The following is a 15,349-nucleotide window of genomic DNA, read 5'->3' on the forward strand; positions in this document are numbered from 1 at the left end:
TACGCCCAATAAACGCGGTCAGACGCCCCAAAGCACGTCCGTGTTCTCCTTTTTTGCCGCGCGCAGCATATCGAGAAACGGATAGGCGCGCTGAGCGAGCCCGATCGGCAGCTCGTGCGGCTCGTGGCCTTCCTCGCCCTCGTGAAAATGGCCTTCGTGCTCGGCGGTTTCCTTCTTGTCGACGACGATCGCGGCCTCGAGCCGCGCGATGGCCGCATCGAGCTCATCATGGGTTATGACGCCGCGCTCGCCCAGTTTCTTGCCGACTATGCCGACGAGGTACTGGGCCAGATTTTCCAGCATGACGACGTCCGGCGCCGAGCGGCATTTGAAGGTGATCAACATGAGCATTCCTTACGTTTTTCTGTCGAATCTAAACGCCCCGGCGCACTCCGACTGGCGGCCCCGCGCGAGGGCTTCTGATTCGAGATATTAGCACCTGCTAAAATCCGGCTAGACCGAAAAACGCATCGTCGCATGGTATGGTGCGTCGCACCGTCATTCGACGTCCAGGGCTCGCGCCGGCTGCCTTCGGCGCGCCGCCCGCTCGCAAGCGAGCGCCTGCCTCCTGCCGGTCCGCACGCGCGGGACCGCCTCACTCGATTCGCACGAAACAGCATGCTGCCTGATCAGAAAGAAACGCTTGAATCCCTGCTCGCCGCGAGCATTCGCCAAGTCACCACCGAGCCGGACGGCGCCGCCGCGCCCGCGCTGCCCGCGATCGTGCTCGAGCGGCCCAAGGTGGCCGCGCACGGCGACATCGCCTGCAATGCCGCGATGCAGCTCGCCAAGCCGCTCAAGACGAATCCGCGCGAGCTCGCGCAACGCATCGTCGACGCGCTGATGGCCACGCCCGGCGCGCGCGATCTGATCGAAAGCGCGGAAATCGCGGGCCCGGGCTTCATCAACCTGCGCCTTGCGAGTGCCGCCAAACAGGCTGCGGTAGCGGCCGTGCTGAGCGCCGGCGAGGCATTCGGGCGCGCCAGGCGCGCGACGGGTCAGCGCGTGCTCGTCGAGTTCGTCTCGGCCAATCCGACCGGGCCGCTGCATGTCGGCCACGGACGGCAGGCCGCGCTCGGCGACGCGCTGGCCAATCTGCTCGCAAGCCAGGGCTTCGATGTGCATCGCGAGTTCTACTACAACGATGCAGGCGTGCAGATCCGCAATCTCGCCATCTCGACGCAAGCGCGCGCACGCGGGCTCAAGCCCGGCGATACGGGCTGGCCCGAATCGGCGTACAACGGCGAGTACATTGCCGACATCGCGCGCGATTATCTGAACGGCGAGACGGTAGCGGCCAAGGACGGAGAGCCCGTGAAGGGCGCGGGCGACCCCGAGGATCTCGACGCGATCCGCCGGTTTGCCGTCGCCTATCTGCGTCACGAACAGGACATGGACCTGCAGGCATTCGGCGTGAAGTTCGATCAGTACTATCTCGAGTCGTCGCTCTATACGCACGGGCGCGTCGACGAGACGGTGCGAGCGCTGATCGCGGCCGGCAAGACGTTCGAGCAGGAAGGCGCGCTCTGGCTGCGCACGACCGAGTATGGCGACGACAAGGATCGCGTCATGCGCAAATCCGACGGCAGCTATACCTACTTCGTGCCCGATGTCGCCTATCACGTGACGAAATGGGAGCGCGGCTTCGCCAAGGTCATCAACGTCCAGGGCTCGGACCATCACGGCACGATCGCACGCGTACGCGCGGGGCTGCAGGCCTTGAACGTGGGCATCCCGCAGGGCTACCCCGACTATGTGCTGCACAAGATGGTGACCGTCATGCGCGACGGCCAGGAGGTCAAGATCTCCAAACGCGCGGGCAGCTATGTCACCGTGCGCGATTTGATCGAATGGTCGGGCGGCGCGGCCCCGGGCTCGGAAGCGGCGCCCGATCTGCTCGACGAAGCGACGATCCGGCGCGGGCGCGACGCGGTGCGCTTTTTCCTGATCTCGCGCAAGGCCGATACCGAATTCGTCTTCGACGTCGACCTCGCGCTCAAGCAAAACGACGAAAACCCCGTCTATTACGTGCAATATGCGCACGCGCGGATTTCGTCGGTACTGGCCGAGTGGAAGGCGCGCTTCAACGGCGACGAAGCCGCGCTCGGCACCTGCGACGTTACGCCGCTCACGAGCGCGCGCGCGATGGCGCTGCTCGCGAAACTCGCCGAATACCCGGACATGCTCGCGCATGCGGCCACCGAACTGGCCCCGCACGCCATTGCCTTCTATCTGCGCGAACTCGCAGGCGAATTCCACTCGTTCTACAATGCCGAGCGCGTCCTCGTCGACGAACGCGCGGAGCGCGAAGCGCGCATCGCGCTCATCGCCGCGACGCGGCAGGTTCTCGCCAACGGTCTTGCCCTCATCGGCGTGTCGGCGCCGGCCAAAATGTAACGCCGAGGCGGCATGCGGCTCATCGCTATAATCGGGGGCCGCTCGCCGCGCGCTTTCAGTCGACGGGTTTTCCGGGTTTCTTTCGCAGGTGATTCAGACAATGGCCAAACCGAGCCGCACTTCGCCACGCAGCGCATCCAAGCAGTCCAGGCAAACGGGGAGCACGTTCCTCGGCATCGTGCTGGGACTCATCGTCGGACTCGCGATCGCTGTCGTGGTGGCGCTTTACATCACGCGCGCCCCCACGCCATTCGTCGATAAGGTCGCGCCGCCCGCCGCCTCGGGCGCAGGCGCCGATCAACAATACGATCCGAACCGCGCGCTGCAAGGCAAGTCGCCCGGCCAGCCCGTGCCGCAAGCAGCCCAGAATCCGCCGCCCAACACGGCGCCCGGCCAGTCCACGGCCCCAGCCGGCAAGCCAAACGCGCCGGGCCTGCTCGAAGAGCCGCAGATCGTCGAAGTCCCCCCCGCCGGGTCGGCAACCAACGCGACACCGGCGCAGCCCCCGCAGGCCGAGCAAAACGGCGGCGCGGCCGCTCCGGCGAAAAAGCCGCCGCAAACGGCCAACGCACCGGCGGGCGGCAGCGTGCCGGCACCGCCGCACGCGAACAACGCGTCGGTACCCGCCGCGGCAAGCGCCGCGAACGCACAGGCCAATACGGGATACTTCCTGCAAGTGGGCTCGTACCGTACCGCGGCCGATGCCGAGCAGCAGCGCGCGCGCCTGGCCTTCCAGGGCTTCGAATCGAAAGTGACGCAACGCGACGCGAGCGGTACGACCTACTACCGCGTGCGTATCGGACCGTTCTCGAAATTCGAGGACATGAACGCGACGCGCCAACGACTCTCGGAAGCCGGCGTCGATACGGCCGTCATTCGCTTCACGAAACAGTAAATAATCAGGATCAACGCGACCGCCATGAAAAAACTGATTCGTTCCTTCCTGTTCGCATTCGGCCTCGCCGTCGTCGGCGTCACGCAAGCCGCGCCCGCGGCGCTCGTCGCCGGCAAGGACTACACCGTCATGAAGACGCCTCAGCCGGCGGACGTGCCCGCCGGCAAGGTGGAAGTCGTCGAATTCTTCTGGTACGGCTGCCCGCATTGCAACGAGTTCGAGCCATATCTCGAATCGTGGATCAAGAAGCAGGGGCCGGACGTCGTCTTCAAACGGGTGCCGGTCGCTTTCCGTCCCGAGTTCGTCCCGCATACGAAGCTCTATTACGCGCTGAAGACGCTCGGCGTCGAAGAGAAGCTCACGCCGCTGGTCTTCAACGAAATCCATCAGAAGAAGGACTACCTGCTCACGCCTGAAGCGCAGGCGGATTTCCTCGCGAAGCAAGGCATCGACAAGCAGAAGTTCCTGAGCGCCTACAACTCGTTCTCGACTACGAGCGAAACCAACCGCGCAGCCCAGATGGTCAAGGACTACGATATCGACGGCGTGCCGACGCTCGTCGTTCAAGGCAAGTACGTGACCGGTCCCGCGCAGACGAACAGCCTGCCCGGGACGCTGACCGTGCTCGATGCGCTCGTCGCGCAGGTCCGCGCCAAGAAGATGTAAGCCGGCTGTGCGCCGACGGGACGTACCGCTCAAGGTATTCATCACGGGTGCATCGAGCGGCATCGGGCTCGCGCTCGCCACCGAATATGCGCGCCGCGGGGCCGTGCTCGGCCTCGTCGCGCGGCGCACCGAAGTACTCGATGCATTCGCCCGCCGCTTTCCCGCTACGGCTGTCGCCGCTTACCGCGCCGATGTGCGCGACGCGCACGCGCTCGCCGAAGCAGCCGAGCAGTTCATGGCGGCCCACGGGCTGCCCGATATCGTCATCGCCAACGCGGGCGTGAGCAAGGGCGTCGCAACGGGGCACGGCGATCTCGCCGCGTTTCGCGAAGTGATGGATGTCAATTGCTACGGCATGGCGGCCACGTTCGAGCCGTTTGCGGTCCGAATGAGCGAGGCGCGCCGCGGCACGCTCGTCGGCATCGCCAGTGTGGCCGGCGTACGCGGACTGCCGGGCTCCGGCGCCTATAGCGCATCGAAGGCTGCGGCCCTCACCTACCTCGAATCGCTGCGCGTCGAAATGCGTCCTTATGGGGTTGCCGTCGTGACCATCGCGCCCGGCTATGTCCGTACCGCCATGACCGCGCACAACCCCTATCCGATGCCCTTTCTCATGGACGCCGATCGCTTCGCCGCAAAGGCGGCCCGCGCGATCGAGCGCCAAGTCCGCTTCGCGGTTTTTCCGTGGCCGATGCGCGTCGTCGCTGCCGTGCTCAAGCTGCTGCCGCGCGGCCTGTACGACGCGATCTTCGAGAAGGCACCGCGCAAGCCACGTCAGCCGGCGGCCTGATGACGGCCGGCGCGAAGCGCTCTCGCGCCGCGCGCGCTCGTAGCCACCCACGTGTTTCGATATATCGATATAGTTTTCGTGCCGTTGTCGCGCTCGCGGCATTGGTCTAAGCTGACCGCGGCCGGGCGCCGCGCGAAAGTGGGTCGAAGATCGCGGATGCACCCGGGCGCACGAACGAACACGATAACGCACGAAACTGCGCCAAACCGCGCCAAGCCGCGGATCACGCATCGCTCAATCGGAGAACCCATGCGCGTCAAACCGCTCGCTGTCTTGCTCGCTCTCTTGCCGGCTCTCTCGCTTGCCAAGCCGCTTACCGTCTGTACCGAGTCGAGCCCGGATGGCTTCGACGTCGTTCAATACAATTCGCTCGTGACGACGAATGCGTCGGCCGATGTCATCTTCAACACGCTCGTGTCGTACGACGAGGCGCAAAAGAAGGTCGTGCCGTCACTCGCCGATAAATGGGACGTCAGCGGCGACGGTCTCACCTATACGTTCCATCTGCGGCCGAACGTTCAGTTCCAGCAGACCGACTACTTCAAGCCGACGCGCCCGCTCACGGCCGACGATGTCGTCTTTACGTTCTCGCGCATGCTCGATGCGAACAACCCTTGGCACAAGATCGCCGGCCCGAACGGCTTTCCGCATGCGCAATCGATGGGCCTCGTGAAGCTCGTGAAAGCCGTAACGAAAGTCGACGACTCGACGGTGAAGTTCGAGCTCAATGAACCGAATGCGACGTTCGTACCGGTCTTGACAATGGGATTCGCGTCGATCTATTCGGCCGAGTATGCCGATCAGTTGCTCAAGGCGGGCAAAGAGACCGAGCTCAACGGCAAGCCGGTCGGAACCGGCCCGTTCGTGCTCAAGAGCTACACGAAGGACGCGCTCATTCGCTACGACGCCAACCCGCGGTACTGGGGGGCCAAGCCGAAGGTCGACAAGCTCATTTATGCGATCACGCCCGACGCGACGGTGCGCGCGCAGAAGGTCCGGGCGCGCGAATGCGATATTGCGCTGTCTCCCAAACCGCAGGACGTGGCGGCCGCCAAGGCCGATAAAGCGCTGAAAGTGGTGGAGGCTCCGGCTTTCATGACGGCCTTCGTTGCACTGAATACCGAGCACAAGCCGCTGGACAACGAGAAAGTCAGGCAGGCGCTCAATCTCGCCTTCGATCGCACCACCTATCTGAAGACCGTCTTCGACAATACGGCCCAGCCGGCGACGAATCCGTATCCGCCCAATACCTGGAGCTATGACAAGTCGATCGTGCCGTACGGATACAACATCGAGCAGGCCAAGAAACTGTTGCGCGACGCCGGCTTCCCGGACGGCTTCAAAACCACGATCTGGACGCGCCCGACGGGCAGCGTGCTGAATCCGAATCCGAAGGCCAGCGCGGAACTCCTGCAGGCCGATCTTGCCAAGATAGGCGTGAAAGCCGACATCAAGGTCATCGAATGGGGCCAGCTCATCAAGGATGCCAAGCAAGGCCAGCATGACCTGCTCTTCATGGGATGGGCCGGCGACAACGGCGACCCCGATAACTATCTGACGCCGCTCTTCAGTTGCAATGCGGTGAAGTCCGGCATCAACTTCTCGCGCTATTGCGATCCGCAACTCGACAAGCTGATCGCCGATGGGCGCTCCACCGCCGACCAGGCCAAGCGGGCCAAGGACTACGAGGCTGCCCAGAAGATCATTCACGACGAGGCGCTGTGGATTCCGCTCGGTTATCCGACAGCGGCCGCCATTACGCGGGCCAACGTCAGCGGTTATCGTGTCAGCCCGTTCGGGCGGCAGAACTTCGATGGGGTGCAGGCGCAGTAGCCCGGCTCGAGCCGCGGCCCCTGCCGCTCGCGGCGGGGGCGCGCACTGTGTCGCTCCGACGTAGGTCGCCGGCGCTCAACCGGCGATTGCCGCCAACGCGTCCCGTACCGTATTCATGACGGAGGCCCAATCGCCGCGCGCAGGCTGTCGTATCAATCGCGCGCCCGGATACCACGGCGTGTCGGATCGCTCGAGACCCCAGCGCCAATCCGGCGTATAAGACAGCAGCACCCACACCGGCTTGCCGAGCGCGCCGGCCAGGTGCGCGACGGCGGTATCGACGCTGATCACGAGGTCGAGCTCGGCGATGAGCGCCGCGGTCTCGGCAAAGGTATGCAAATCTTCGGAGACGTCGAGCACCGACGCGTTTCGCAGCACCGCGAGATCCTCGGCCCGCACGTCCTTGACGAGCGATACGAAGCTCGCGCGCTCCGCGAACGCGTCGAACACGGCTTGCCATGCCTCGAGCGAAGTCGAACGATGGCGGCCGTTGAGGTTGCCGGTATTGCCGCTCCAGGCCACGCCGACGCGCAGCCGACCATTCGTAGACGTAAGCCGTTCCCGCCATCGCGCCCGCTTTGCCGCATCGACGTGCAGATAGGGAATATCGGCCGGGATCGGTGCGCGATGCGCGGCCAGAGCGAACGGCAGGCTCAGCAGCGGACAATGCAGATCGAAGGGGGGCAGCGGCTCGCTCTCCCCGATGACGGCGGCCGCGCCGCGGTAATCGGACAACAGCTCGAGCAGCGCGTCCTGCACGCGCAAGACGACGCGTGCGCCGCTCGCTGTCAGCCAATCGACGTAGCGCACGAACTGCAACGTATCGCCAAAGCCCTGCTCGTTGAAAACGAGGATCGTCTTGCCCGCGATCGGCAACTCGCCGCGCCAGGGGTTCGGCCAGGACGGCAGCACTTGCTCGCCGTCTTTCCAGCGCCATTCGTATTCGCGCCAGCCGTGCTCGAACTGGCCGAGCAGCAGGTTCGTCTGCGCGCGGTTCGTGCGCGCGCCCGGATGATCGGGATCGAGCTGAACGGCCTTCTTGAACATGCGCAACGCTTCGTCGAACCGATGCAGGTCGCGCAACGCAACGCCAAGATTGATGTAAGCGACCACGGCTTTCGGATCGAGCTCGATAGCGCGGCGGTAGGCGGCGATCTCCTCCTCGTAGCGGCCCGCGAGCCCGAGTGCGCGGCCGAGGTTGTAGTGGCTTTGCCAGGCTCGGGGCTCGAGATCGCGCACCGTGGTCAGCACGCGGGCGGCGCGCTCATGGTCCTCGATCTCGCTGGCCGAGCGTGCCGCCGCATGAAGCGTCGCGACGGCACGCGGCGACAACACGAGCGCTTCGTCGAAGCAGGCCAGCGCGCGCGCGTGCCGCCCCGCCGCCTGGTTGGCGAGGCCCGCGTCGTGCCAGCGAGCCGCGGTGGCCGGCAACGATGCGAGCGCGCGTTCGAAGTAGTCGGCCGCCGCATTGGCGTCGCCTTGCCGCCCCGCGATATAGGCCAGTCCTTCCAGCGCGTCGCCGCAGCGAGGATCGGCCTCGATCGCCTCGCGCAGCAGCGCGGCCGCTTCGTCGAGACGCGAATCGCGAAAATGCGCGTGGGCGGCTTGGAGTCGGGCATCGAGGTCGGACGAGCGAGCGCGGTCGGTCATAAGGCGGGCGGAAAGGGAACGTTGCACGGCGGGGTAAGCAGTTTAGCCGATGGGCCGCGGCAACCGGGCAGTGCGCGCCGCGCCGACTGTCCGCGCATCGGCAACGGGCCGCTTGCGCGGTTGATGGCACGCCGCGCGCCGGTGCTCTATGCTTGGGGCACTTTTCAGGTGCGACCACATGCGCCGCGCCTTTTTTCCGGAGTCCACCATGTCGTACCTGCTCCTTATCGTCGAGCCCACCGATCAGCGCGATGAACGCACGCCCGAAGAAGGGCGCGCCGCTTACGACGCCATGCTTCGCTTCGCCGACGACCTCAAATCCCGCGGCATCCTCGTCGCGTCGCAAGCGCTGGCGCATCAGCGCGAGTCCGTGCGCGTGCAGGTGCGCGACGGAGAACGGCGGCTCGTCGATGGCCCGTTCGCCGAAGCCAAGGAAATGGTGGGCGGCTTTTACCTGCTCAATTGCGATCGCGAGGAAGAAGCCATCGCCGTCGCCGCCGAATGCCCGGCGGCGCACTGGTGCACGGTCGAGGTACGGCGCCTCGCCCCCTGCTACGAGTAGGGGTTTCCCCTTAATCGAATCGGTTGGCGTCGATCCGGTCGCGTCCGAGTCGTCGTATCGAAGGAGGCCCGTCTCGAGGGTCGTCAACGATAAAGGAGCGATGCGATGCGATTCATGATCATGGTGAGAGCCACGGGGGCGAGCGAGGCGCAGACACGCCCCGGCGCGGGCGTCGAGGCGAAAGTGATGGCCGAGATGGCCGCCTATCACGAAGCCCTGGCGAAAGCCGGCGTGCTGCTGGACGCGAACGGTCTGAAGCCCAGCGCACACGGCTGGCGCGTGCGCTATTCCAACGGCAAGCGCACCGTGATCGACGGCCCGTTCGCCGAAACCAAGGAACTCATCGCGGGCTATACGATGATCCAGGTCCGCTCGCGCGAAGAAGCGATGGAATGGGCACGGCGCTTCCCTGCGCCGTTCGGCGAGACGGAAGAAGGAACGATCGAGGTGCGCGAGGTGTTCGAGCTGGAAGATTTCGAGCCGGGCACCGCCGGCGCCGCGACACACCAGCATGAGCGCCAGACGATACGGAGCTGAGCGACGGTGAAAACGATGGAAACGACGAACGCGACGCACCGCGCAATCGAGGCCGTTTGGCGCATCGAGGCCGCGCGCGTCGTGGCGCACGCGGCGCGGCTCGTGCGCGATATCGGCGTGGCGGAGGAACTGGCGCAGGATGCGCTCGTGGCCGCGCTCGAACATTGGCCGCGCGAGGGCGTGCCCGACAATCCCGGCGCCTGGCTGATGGCCACGGTCAAGCACCGCGCGCTCGACAAGCTGCGGCTCGATGCGCTGCATGCCCGCAAGCACGAAGCGATCGGCCGCGACCTCGACGCGCTCGAAGCACATATCACGCCCGATTTCGTCGACGGGCTCGATGCCGCGCGCGCGGACGACATCGGCGACGATCTCTTGCGCCTCGTGTTCACCGCCTGCCACCCGGTGCTGTCGACCGATGCCCGCGTGGCCTTGACCTTGCGGCTCCTGGGCGGGCTCACGACGCATGAGATCGCACGCGCGTTTCTCGTCTCCGAGCCGACGATCGCGCAGCGCATCGTCCGAGCGAAACGGACGCTTTCCGCCGCCAAAGTTCCGTTCGAAGTACCGCGGGCCGACGAACGCGCGACGCGACTGGCGTCGGTCCTCGAAGTGATCTATCTGATTTTCAACGAAGGCTATGCGGCGACGGCGGGCGACGACTGGATGCGCCCCGCCCTATGCGACGAAGCGCTGAGGCTCGGCCGCATTCTTGCCGAACTGGCAAAAGAAGAAAGCGAAGTACATGGGCTCGTGGCACTGATGGAACTGCAGGCGTCGCGCCTTCACGCGCGCACCGATGCGAACGGACGCCCTGTCCTGCTTGCCGATCAGGACCGCTCACGCTGGGACCCGCTGCTAATTCGGCGTGGGCTGGCCGCACTCGAGCGGGCCGAGTCGCTCGGCGGCACGCTGGGGCCCTACGCACTGCAAGCGGCACTTGCGGCCTGCCACGCGCGAGCGCATAGCGCCGCCGAAACCGATTGGGCCCAAATCGTCGCGCTTTACGATGCGCTGGTGCAAGTCGCGCCTTCGCCGGTCGTCGAACTCAATCGCGCTGTGGCGGTCGGCATGGCGTTCGGACCGGAAGCGGGGTTCGCCGTCGTCGAGCAGCTATCGGGCGAGCCGTTGCTTGCGCGCTATCACTGGCTGCCGAGCGTGCGCGGCGACCTGCTCGCGAAGCTCGGCCGGCACGAGGCGGCCCGCGCCGAATTCGAGCGCGCCGCCGCGATGACGCAAAACGGACGCGAGCGCGAATTGTTGCTCGAACGAGCCAGGCAAATGAGCGAGGCTGGCGCAGGCGGCGGCTAAGGGTGGGACCTGCGCGCCCCGGGCATGGCGGCCCTCGGCGTTGCGCCGCAAAGTCAGAAAGTTCTCCGGTCGCGGTCCGCTGCGAGCGACGACAATGTGGGGGCGACCTCAGAAGCGACATCATCGACCATGGACAAGCCCACGATATTGACCGGCGATCGCCCGACCGGCCCGCTGCACATCGGCCATTACCTCGGTTCGCTGCGTAATCGCGTCGCGCTGCAGGACAGCCATCGCCAATTCGTGCTCATCGCCGACGCTCAGGCGTTGACCGACAACATGAACGATCCCGCCCGCGTTACACGCAACGTCGACGAAGTGGCATTGGACTATCTCGCAGTCGGCCTGGACCCGGCCAAGGTCACCATCTGTTTGCAGTCGCAATTGCCGGCGCTGAGCGAATTGACGATGCTCTACCTCAACCTCGTCACCGTCGCGCGGCTCGAACGCAATCCGACGGTGAAGGACGAGATCCACGCCCGCGGTTTCGCCCGCGACATTCCGGCAGGCTTTCTCTGTTACCCCGTCGCCCAGGCTGCCGACATCACGGCATTCCGCGCCACCGTGGTACCGGTCGGCGAGGATCAATTGCCGATGATCGAGCAAACCAACGAGATCGTGCGGCGCCTGAACCGCCAGTCGGGACGAAACCTCCTGCCCGAGGCAACGGCGCTGCTTTCCGAGTTCGGCAGGCTGCCCGGCATCGACGGAAAAGCCAAGATGTCGAAGTCGCTGGGCAATGCCATCGCGCTGTCGGCCAGCGACGGCGAAATCCGCCAGGCAGTGAAGATGATGTACACCGATTCGAACCACCTGCGCGTCACGGACCCGGGCCGCGTGGAAGGCAACGTGGTTTTCACCTACCTCGATGCATTCGATCCCGAGACGGCCGAACTCGAAGCGTTGAAGGCCCACTATCGGCGCGGGGGCCTCGGCGATAGCGTGCTGAAGCAGCGGCTCGAAGCCATCCTGATCGGTGTCATCGCCCCGCTGCGCGAGCGTCGCGCGGCCTATGCCGCCGAAGCGGACACTGTGCGCGACATCGTTCGCAACGGTACGATGCTGGCCCGCGTCGTGACGCAGCAAACGCTCGAGTGGGTCAAATCGGCGCTCGGCCTTTACGCGTTCTGAAGACGGAACCGCACGACCCCGTCCGTTCCTTCGACCCGTTCGAGCTCGCCCGCGAGCCACAGCAAATTGAGGTGCGCGAGCGCTTCGCCCATCGCGAACGTCAACTGGTGAACGTCGAGCGCGCGCTTGAACATCATGGGCACGATCTCGGCTGCCGATTGCGGCGCACGCGCGCACGCCTCGCGCACTTCGGCGAGCCGCGCATCGTGATGCGCGCGCAATTGCGCGATGCGCGTGGCGAGCCCTCGAAACGGCCGCCCATGTGAAGGCAGCACTAGCGTGTCGGGCGGCATCGTCTCGTAGCGGCCCAGCGATTCGAGGTAAAGCGCGAGCGGATTGCCCTCGGGCTCGATGTCGAACACGGACACGTTCGTCGAAATGCGCGGCAACACCATGTCGCCCGAAATCAGCACGCCTGCGTCTTTGCTGAAAAGCGCGCAGTGTTCGGGCGAATGGCCGTAGCCTGCCACGACGCGCCATTCGTGCGCACCGATCCTCAACGTATCGCCGTCGCGCAGCCGGCGAAACTGCGACGGTATCGACGGTACGAGCCTGGCGTAGTAATCGCGGCGATTGCGCAGCTTCTCCAGTGCGTCCTCATCGGCGAGCCCGTGTCGCGCAAAATGACGCGCCGCACCGGCACCACCGGCGTTCGAGCCGTCTCCCGCAGCCATGACGCGCCCGAACATGTACTCGCCGAGCGAGATCCAGAGCCGCACGTCCCAGCGCTCGCGCGCACCACCCTTGCAAATCCAGTCGGCGAGCCCGAGGTGATCGGGATGGCAGTGCGTGACGAGCGTGCGCAGCACGGGCAGCCCATCGAGCTGCGTATCGAAGATCGCCTCCCAATGCGCCTTGATGGTTTCGTCGGCGATACCGCAATCGACGACCGTCCACCCTTCGCGCCCATCGATTTCATCGCGCAGCAGCCAAAGATTGATGTGGTCGAGCGCAAACGGCAGCGGCATGCGCAGCCAATACACGCCGGGCGCGACTTCACGCGTGTGCCCCGGCTCGACGAGCGTGTCGCCGAACGGATAGTCGAGTTGATGCTCGAGGATATTCATCAGTCGAAAACTCTCTTGGCCGTCCCGTCGCCGCGCCCCCGGCAAACGGTGCCAGTTGCGCTTTGCGGAAGTTGACGATAACGTAAACGTCGATCGATTCTACCCGATCTGCCCGAAACGTCATTCGCGGCCATTGCCGCGGGCGTTCGGTCGATCCCGACCTATGAGCCAGCACTACACGATCACCGAGCTTGCGCGAGAATTCGCCGTCACACCGCGCGCCATCCGCTTCTACGAAGATCAGGGATTGCTCGCGCCGCGCCGCGAAGGTTCGAGCGGGCTGCGCCGCGTCTATTCGAATCGGGACCGCACGCGGCTCAAGCTGACGCTGCGCGGCAAGCGCCTGGGGTTCACGCTCTCGGAGATTCGCAACTTGCTGGACCTCTACGAATCGCCGACCGACACCGTGCCGCAATTGCAGGCGTTTCTCGCCACCATCGCGCAGCATCGCGACGTGCTCGAAAAGCAGCTCGAAGATCTGAATGCAACGCTTCAGGACCTCGCGCAGTACGAGGCGCAGTGCCGCTCGATGCTGGCCGAGAGCGAGACGAACGAAGCCAGCGAGGCGGAGCGCTCATGAATCAGTTCCCGAAACTGCTGTCCTCGCAGATCGGCTTCGATGTCGCGCAGTCGATCCTCGAGGGATTCAACCGCCACTATGGCGCGTTTCGGGAAGCGGCCGTGCATGCGAAGACGCTTTTCGAAGCGGGAGACTGGCACGGCTTGCAAAAGCTGGCCCGGGATCGCATCGCCTCGTACGACAATCGCGTCGACGAATGCGTGATGCGGCTCGAAGACGAATACGACGCGGAAAATATCGACGACGAAATCTGGCAGCAGATCAAGCTGCATTACATCGGACTGCTCACGCATCATCTGCAGCCCGAGTGCGCGGAAACATTCTTCAATTCGGTCTGCTGCAAGATCTTGCACCGTTCGTATTTCAACAACGACTTCCTGTTCGTGCGCCCCGTCATCTCCACCGAATATCTGGAGAACGAGGAGCCCGCGGCCAAGCCGACCTATCGCGCTTATTACCCGGGCAAGGACGGTCTCGCGAAAACGCTCGAGCGCATCGTCACGAACTTCCAGCTCGACGTGCCGTTCGATGACCTCGAGCGCGACGTCGCTTGCATCATCGACATGATCCACGACACCTACGGTGCGTTTTCGGAAGCGTTCAACTTCCAGGTGCACGTGCTGTCGTCGCTTTTTTTCCGCAACAAGGCGGCCTACATCGTCGGACGGATCATCAACGGCGAGGTCCTGCTGCCGTTCGCGGTGCCGATCCGCCACGTACGTCCCGGCGTGCTCGCGCTCGATACGGTCCTGCTCAAGCGCGAGCAGTTGCAGATCATTTTCAGCTTCTCGCACTCCTATTTTCTCGTCGACATGGAAGTGCCGTCGGCGTATGTGGACTTTCTCGCCACACTGATGCCGGGCAAACCGAACGCCGAAATCTATACGTCGCTCGGCCTGCAAAAGCAGGGCAAAAATCTTTTTTATCGCGACCTGCTCAAGCACCTCTCGCATTCGAGCGACCAGTTCATCGTCGCGCCCGGCATCAAGGGGCTCGTGATGATCGTGTTCACGCTGCCGTCTTTTCCGTACGTCTTCAAGCTCATCAAGGACTACTTTCCGCCGCCCAAGGACACGACGCGCGAGCGGATCCAGGAAAAGTATCTGCTCGTCAAACGGCACGATCGTCTGGGACGCATGGCCGATACGCTCGAATATTCGAGCGTCGCACTGCCGTTGTCGAGGCTCGACGACGCCCTGATCCGCGAGCTCGAAAGGGAAGCGCCCTCGATGATCGAATACGAGGGCGACTGCCTCATCATCCGGCATCTGTACATCGAGCGCCGCATGGTGCCGCTGAATCTGTTCCTGCAAAACGGCACGGAGGCCGACATCGATCACGCGATCAAGGAGTACGGCGATGCGATCAAGGAGCTCATGCAGGCGAACATTTTCCCCGGCGACATGCTCTACAAGAACTTCGGCGTGACCCGGCACGGGCGCGTGGTCTTTTACGATTACGACGAAATCGAGTATCTGACCGATTGCAACGTGCGCCATGTGCCGCAAGCGCAAACCGAGGAAGACGAGCTTTCGGCGGAGCCCTGGTACACCGTCGGTCCGAACGACATCTTTCCGGAAACGTACGGCACGTTTTTGCTCGGCGACCCTACCGTGCGTCGCCATTTTCTACGCCACCATGCGGACTTCTTCGACCCCGCCTTGTGGCAAAAACACAAGGAGCTTCTTCTCAGGGGCGAATTGCCCGATTTTTTCCCCTATGACCAGAGCGTGCGCTTTTGCAACCGCTACCCCCACCGATTTCGCCCGGCCGGCGAAACCGAGGGCGACGCGGGCGGCAATGCGTCCGACGACGACAAGCAGGCAGCGTGAACGGCCGGGGCTTCTCTCCCGGGACGATGATTCGCCCGTCCAACGCCGCGCGCGGCAGGCACACGTCGCTACGCCGAGGTCCAACCACTGATCCGACT

Annotated in this window: 14 protein-coding genes; 11 read left to right on the top strand and 3 right to left on the bottom strand. The window is 64.6% G+C overall.

Going from position 1 to position 15,349, the window contains the following annotated elements; translation table 11 throughout:
* Positions 1-18: 18 nt before the first annotated feature.
* Entirely contained in the window at positions 19-345 is a 327-nt protein-coding gene (locus VGL01_RS13445) for a DUF1840 domain-containing protein (RefSeq protein ID WP_173254990.1), read from the bottom strand.
* A 273-nt stretch (positions 346-618) separates the two neighbouring features.
* On the opposite strand from VGL01_RS13445, the gene argS reads away from it, so the two are divergent.
* From argS to VGL01_RS13470, 5 genes are all read left to right on the top strand, one after another.
* Positions 619-2,397, top strand: a complete 1,779-nt coding sequence (gene argS, locus VGL01_RS13450) for an arginine--tRNA ligase (protein ID WP_331570051.1) — start codon at positions 619-621, stop codon at positions 2,395-2,397.
* 100 nt (positions 2,398-2,497) lie between these two features.
* Positions 2,498-3,292: an SPOR domain-containing protein gene (locus VGL01_RS13455; protein WP_331570053.1), complete on the top strand. Its 795-nt coding sequence runs from the start codon at positions 2,498-2,500 to the stop codon at positions 3,290-3,292.
* 24 nt (positions 3,293-3,316) lie between these two features.
* Entirely contained in the window at positions 3,317-3,958 is a 642-nt protein-coding gene (locus tag VGL01_RS13460; RefSeq protein ID WP_331570055.1) for a thiol:disulfide interchange protein DsbA/DsbL, read from the top strand.
* Between the two features lie 7 nt (positions 3,959-3,965).
* Positions 3,966-4,748 carry an SDR family oxidoreductase gene (locus tag VGL01_RS13465; RefSeq protein WP_331570057.1) on the top strand — a complete coding sequence of 261 codons (783 nt, stop codon included), beginning with the start codon at positions 3,966-3,968 and terminating at the stop codon, positions 4,746-4,748.
* A 249-nt stretch (positions 4,749-4,997) separates the two neighbouring features.
* Positions 4,998-6,581, top strand: coding sequence for an ABC transporter substrate-binding protein (locus tag VGL01_RS13470; protein WP_331570059.1), 1,584 nt, complete (start codon positions 4,998-5,000; stop codon positions 6,579-6,581).
* Between the two features lie 75 nt (positions 6,582-6,656).
* Here VGL01_RS13470 and VGL01_RS13475 read toward each other — a convergent pair whose 3' ends face one another.
* Positions 6,657-8,231, bottom strand: a complete 1,575-nt coding sequence (locus tag VGL01_RS13475) for a tetratricopeptide repeat-containing glycosyltransferase family protein (RefSeq protein WP_331570061.1) — start codon at positions 8,229-8,231, stop codon at positions 6,657-6,659.
* Positions 8,232-8,439: 208 nt separating this feature from the next.
* Between VGL01_RS13475 and VGL01_RS13480 the strand changes: the two genes are divergently transcribed.
* The 4 genes from VGL01_RS13480 (at position 8,440) to trpS (ending at position 11,772) form a co-directional block, all read left to right on the top strand.
* Positions 8,440-8,793: a YciI family protein gene (locus tag VGL01_RS13480; protein ID WP_331570063.1), complete on the top strand. Its 354-nt coding sequence runs from the start codon at positions 8,440-8,442 to the stop codon at positions 8,791-8,793.
* A gap of 105 nt (positions 8,794-8,898) precedes the next feature.
* Positions 8,899-9,330, top strand: coding sequence for a YciI family protein (locus VGL01_RS13485; RefSeq protein ID WP_331570065.1), 432 nt, complete (start codon positions 8,899-8,901; stop codon positions 9,328-9,330).
* Between the two features lie 15 nt (positions 9,331-9,345).
* Positions 9,346-10,641: an RNA polymerase sigma factor gene (locus VGL01_RS13490; RefSeq protein WP_331570209.1), complete on the top strand. Its 1,296-nt coding sequence runs from the start codon at positions 9,346-9,348 to the stop codon at positions 10,639-10,641.
* Positions 10,642-10,770: 129 nt separating this feature from the next.
* Positions 10,771-11,772, top strand: coding sequence for a tryptophan--tRNA ligase (gene trpS / locus VGL01_RS13495; protein ID WP_331570067.1), 1,002 nt, complete (start codon positions 10,771-10,773; stop codon positions 11,770-11,772).
* Here the strand turns inward: trpS and VGL01_RS13500 are convergent.
* On the bottom strand, positions 11,760-12,839 hold the full coding sequence (locus VGL01_RS13500) for an MBL fold metallo-hydrolase (protein WP_331570069.1): 1,080 nt from the start codon (positions 12,837-12,839) through the stop codon (positions 11,760-11,762). The two genes, trpS and VGL01_RS13500, sit on opposite strands and share 13 nt — an antisense overlap.
* A gap of 163 nt (positions 12,840-13,002) precedes the next feature.
* On the opposite strand from VGL01_RS13500, the gene VGL01_RS13505 reads away from it, so the two are divergent.
* Both VGL01_RS13505 and aceK read left to right on the top strand, forming a co-directional pair.
* Positions 13,003-13,419, top strand: a complete 417-nt coding sequence (locus tag VGL01_RS13505) for a MerR family transcriptional regulator (RefSeq protein WP_173254966.1) — start codon at positions 13,003-13,005, stop codon at positions 13,417-13,419.
* The gene (aceK, locus tag VGL01_RS13510; RefSeq protein ID WP_331570071.1) at positions 13,416-15,251 is read left to right on the top strand and encodes a bifunctional isocitrate dehydrogenase kinase/phosphatase; all 1,836 of its coding nucleotides are present in this window, start codon (positions 13,416-13,418) and stop codon (positions 15,249-15,251) included. The genes VGL01_RS13505 and aceK overlap by 4 nt, the downstream gene beginning before the upstream one ends.
* Positions 15,252-15,349 lie beyond the last annotated feature (98 nt).

Origin of the sequence: Trinickia sp., assembly GCF_036503415.1 — a bacterium.
GTDB lineage: Bacteria > Pseudomonadota > Gammaproteobacteria > Burkholderiales > Burkholderiaceae > Trinickia.